3 protein-coding genes are annotated in these 3,780 nt (G+C 36.7%); 1 reads left to right on the plus strand and 2 read right to left on the minus strand.

What is annotated here, in order from left to right:
* A partial coding sequence (locus tag F6K22_RS35205) for a hypothetical protein (RefSeq protein WP_293109156.1) occupies positions 1–181 on the plus strand: 181 nt, incomplete at its 5' end.
* Positions 182–504: 323 nt separating this feature from the next.
* Here the strand turns inward: F6K22_RS35205 and F6K22_RS35210 are convergent.
* Positions 505–2,211 carry a mechanosensitive ion channel family protein gene (locus F6K22_RS35210; RefSeq protein ID WP_293109158.1) on the minus strand — a complete coding sequence of 569 codons (1,707 nt, stop codon included), beginning with the start codon at positions 2,209–2,211 and terminating at the stop codon, positions 505–507.
* Positions 2,212–2,708: 497 nt separating this feature from the next.
* Complete coding sequence (locus F6K22_RS35215; RefSeq protein WP_293109160.1) at positions 2,709–3,440, minus strand: hypothetical protein; 732 nt, start codon at positions 3,438–3,440, stop codon at positions 2,709–2,711.
* Between the last annotated feature and the right edge of the window lie 340 nt (positions 3,441–3,780).

Here is a 3,780-nt window from a genome sequence, read left to right on the forward strand (position 1 = left end):
TGGGGAGTGTGGGGAGTGTGGGGAGTGTGGGGAGGTGTGGGGAGTGTGGGGAGTGTGGGGAGTGTGGGGAGTGTGGGGAGTGTGGGGAGGTGTGGGGAGTGTGGGGAGTGTGGGGAGTGTGGGGAGTGTGGGAAATCTAGAAAGATTTGGCAATGGCGCTGAGATGGAACTTTTTTTATAGCGAATTAAGCGGATTTGATATAAGCAAAAATTGTAGAAGGTAGCACGATTTTCTTTTCTTTTTTTGTAGGGGCGAACCGTTTTGCTCCGCAATATGAAACGCCCCTACAACTGTACGTCCCTAATTCGACGGCTCCCCTACCTGTGATATCATTTTTTCCCTCAGCACGATGTTTTGAGATAGATACAATTTTAGTTGCTGCCGAAACTTATGCTCGTTTTGGCGAGATAGATAAATCTCTTCATTGGGGGTACACTCTTATAAATGAATCCTCAAAGTTTGAAATTACTGAAGTCACACGTTCTGAGAGTAAATAAGATTTATTATTCATCTTCATCCTCCTCATCATTTTCATCATTTTCATCCTTCTCATCATCTTCATCCTCCTCATCATCTTCATCTTCCTCTTCCTCTTCATCCTCCTTATCCTCTTCCTCTTCATCTTCTGACTTCTTCTTACCTTTCCGAGGACCGCGATGGGGCATTTCAATCCCTTCTTTTTCAAAGGCTTCAACTATCATTCTACGCAAGCATAATTCCACATCTTCGTTTTTTCCTGGCTTAACTTGTGTCGTTGTTTGAATGATTAACTGATATCTATCGAACCGCTCAACCCCATCTACCTCAGTTGCTTCTATCACATCCTCATTCTCCTGATTTAATTTTTGCCCCACTGCTTCTATAACTTGGTAAACATGATCGAGATTGGCATCATAAGCAACATTCACTGTCACTACTGCTTCACTATATCTAGAATGGTTAACAATACTACTAATTTCACCATTCCGAATAATATAGTCTTTATCCTCAAAGTGAATGCGAGTAGTTTTAAGCTCTATTGCGGTAACATAACCTTTGACATCATCAATCTCAACAAAATCACCTACTAAGTAGTAACCTTCAAACAAATTAAATAAACCAGCTACCACATCTTCAACAATACTCTGCGCCCCCATACTCACACCCAGACCAAGAATACCAGCACCTGCGAGTATAGGAGTAGAGTCAATTCCTAGAACATTGAGAATAGCAATGATGGCACCACAGTAGACTAAATATTTGAGGGTACTATCAAACAATGGCAAAAGAGTCTCTCGTCTCTTTCTGTCAATTTCATCTAACTCTTTGTCCTCACTGAGTAGGAATTTTCTAGCAAAAAGTTTACCTACCTCTTCAATTACACGACTGGTATAAAATATGCCGATAATTTGTATGATTTTCGGACCAATGACTGCTAGATAGGCAATGAACTCAAGTTGTTGAAATACTAAACTTGCCATCGACACATATATTACATACTCCAAACATCGCTTTGACAATGGGAGTAGATGGCTAAGGCGATTATATAAATTCAGTAGTCTACTAGGACTAGAGTATTTTTGGCTGAGAGCATCTAATGTGTCGATAATTATGATGTTTGCTTTGACCAGAAGTATGCCAACTGTGATCGTGAGATATATTCTCACAGCAATATACATATATTGCGTAATTACTTCTGGTAGTTGGATAAATTGAGTGCATAAAGTTAGACTCAATAGCCATAGAATGTTAATTAGGTTAAGACTGAGAAAGTCAAATAAGGATTCTATACTTTCATCGTTCGCTGTAATATATTCAAATCTTTGGGTGCGATCGCATAGATTTTCTATTAAACGTTGAATGTAAGGTTGGGTTGCGGCTAATAAGAATAGCAAGAACAGACTTCTACCTGTTCCCATACCTAAATTTACCCAAAATTCTTCAGGAATATTATTAATAAATGACTTTGTGTATTGTAATAAATTTTCTCCGTGATATATTAGCCAACTATTTAGTCCTAAAATTAGCATACCCAGTAATCCAGTACCTACAGTTAATGCAGTCCGGGTATTCCTTTGGATATTCTCTATTGTGATTTTAATTTTCTTGCTAGAAGCAGCTTTGGTTAGTTGTTGAAAAATTTGTCTAACTAACCAATTAACGGCAAGAAAAATAAAGAGTAGTAGACCAATTTCTGCTACAATAACTAAAAAGTTTTGTACTGCAAACATTTTCTAAATCTCCTATCATAATCATAATTTTCACTCACGCAGTTCAAAATCTAATTTTTCTTAATCTCCATCCAGTCAATGATACTCATTGTTGGTACTTATATCAAGTATTGGCCAAAAGTTATTGTTTCGGTATCGAGGCAGGTATCTTAAATATTCAATCTATAGTTTAAGCAAGAAGGTGTAAAAAAATCCAAGTATAAGTACGAAAAGTAATATCAAATCCTGTACAAATCTCTTCTCTTTGTGAGGGGTCAGGGCAAAATACTCAACTATAAAGTAGTTGTAATCCTCAACCATAAATGGTTGATAAATTGTCTTGTCTGATTAGCTAATCTATATCAACTCACTTCAATCATCTCACAAATAATAATTGTACGCCCCTGGTTGTGAAATAATCACCTGAAATTGTTGTTTATTCAAGTTTTTTTCCTCATAGAATATTACTTTAAACTTCCGTGAAATAGCATACTTTAATACTGATTATTAATACTCAATTAATTTAACTTTTTTTGTCTTTCTAATCTAGTAGTAACTGCCTGATAGTTAATTCTATAGAGGTCTAATTTTTCCACTGCTTCGGGAGCTACAAAAGCATCTTGAGGTATTTCTTGAAGTAAGTTTATAGCTTCCTGCCATTTAACTTGAGCTTCTTGCCAAACCTCTAGGGGATGAGGTGGGTTTTGCACAATTACACTTGCTTCTATAGCTAACTTTTTAGCAGTAACTAACTTAGAAGTTGCAGTTTTTTCCACGATTAGTTGTTCTCGGAGATTCTGATAATCTTGACGATAAGTTTGTAGCAGTTGATCGGCTTCTTTCTTAACAGTAGTACCTTTGGGAATTTCTTCTAATAATTTAATTGATTCTAGTAGCTCTGTTTCTGCCTCTTCCCAAGTAGCTAAAGGTAGTGGGGGATATTTAATTGTTCTCTTAGATTCCACAGATAGTCTTTTTGCTTCTTTTATATCTTTTTCTGCTTGTTGTTGTTCCAAAATAGTTTTTTCTTCTGGTGAAACAATAACTATATTTTGACTTGCTTGTAGGGCATATATTACTATTCCTACTTCTACCATGAGAATAGATATTAACAAGATAATCAAGCCTTTCTGGGAAAATATTTTTTCTTCAGAAACCTGTTCTTCTTCTTGTTCTGCTTTTATTTGGTGTAGTAATTCTTCAGAATCTAAACTGTTCTCAAGTTCACTTAAAAGTTTATCTGTTTCCATAGCTAAATGGTTATCAGTTATCAGTTATTAGTTATTAGTACCTTCTACTTAATTAGGAGACAAGAAAATCCTAAATTTCCTTTTTTATCTCCTTGAAAGGGAAAGGGGAGACTTAAATATAGAATCCAGTTATATAATATATGTTTATAATTCTATCTATGCTTCAATATTCAATCTATTTCAATATTCAATCTATCTCCCTATCTCCCTATCTCCCCATCTCCCCATCTCCCCATCTCTCCATCTCCCCACACTCCCCTCTCTTCCCACACTTCCCCCTCTCCCCATCTCCCCACACTTCCCCCTCTCCCGTCTATCCCCGCACTCCCTACTCCCTACT

This window comes from Okeania sp. SIO2F4 (assembly GCF_010672385.1).
Taxonomy (GTDB): domain Bacteria; phylum Cyanobacteriota; class Cyanobacteriia; order Cyanobacteriales; family Microcoleaceae; genus Trichodesmium.

Excerpts from the sequence above, each read along its gene's own strand:
- F6K22_RS35210 (WP_293109158.1), bottom strand. The coding sequence starts at position 2,211 with ATGTTTGCAGTACAAAACTTTTTAGTTATTGTAGCAGAAATTGGTCTA.
- F6K22_RS35215 (WP_293109160.1), bottom strand. The coding sequence starts at position 3,440 with ATGGAAACAGATAAACTTTTAAGTGAACTTGAGAACAGTTTAGATTCT.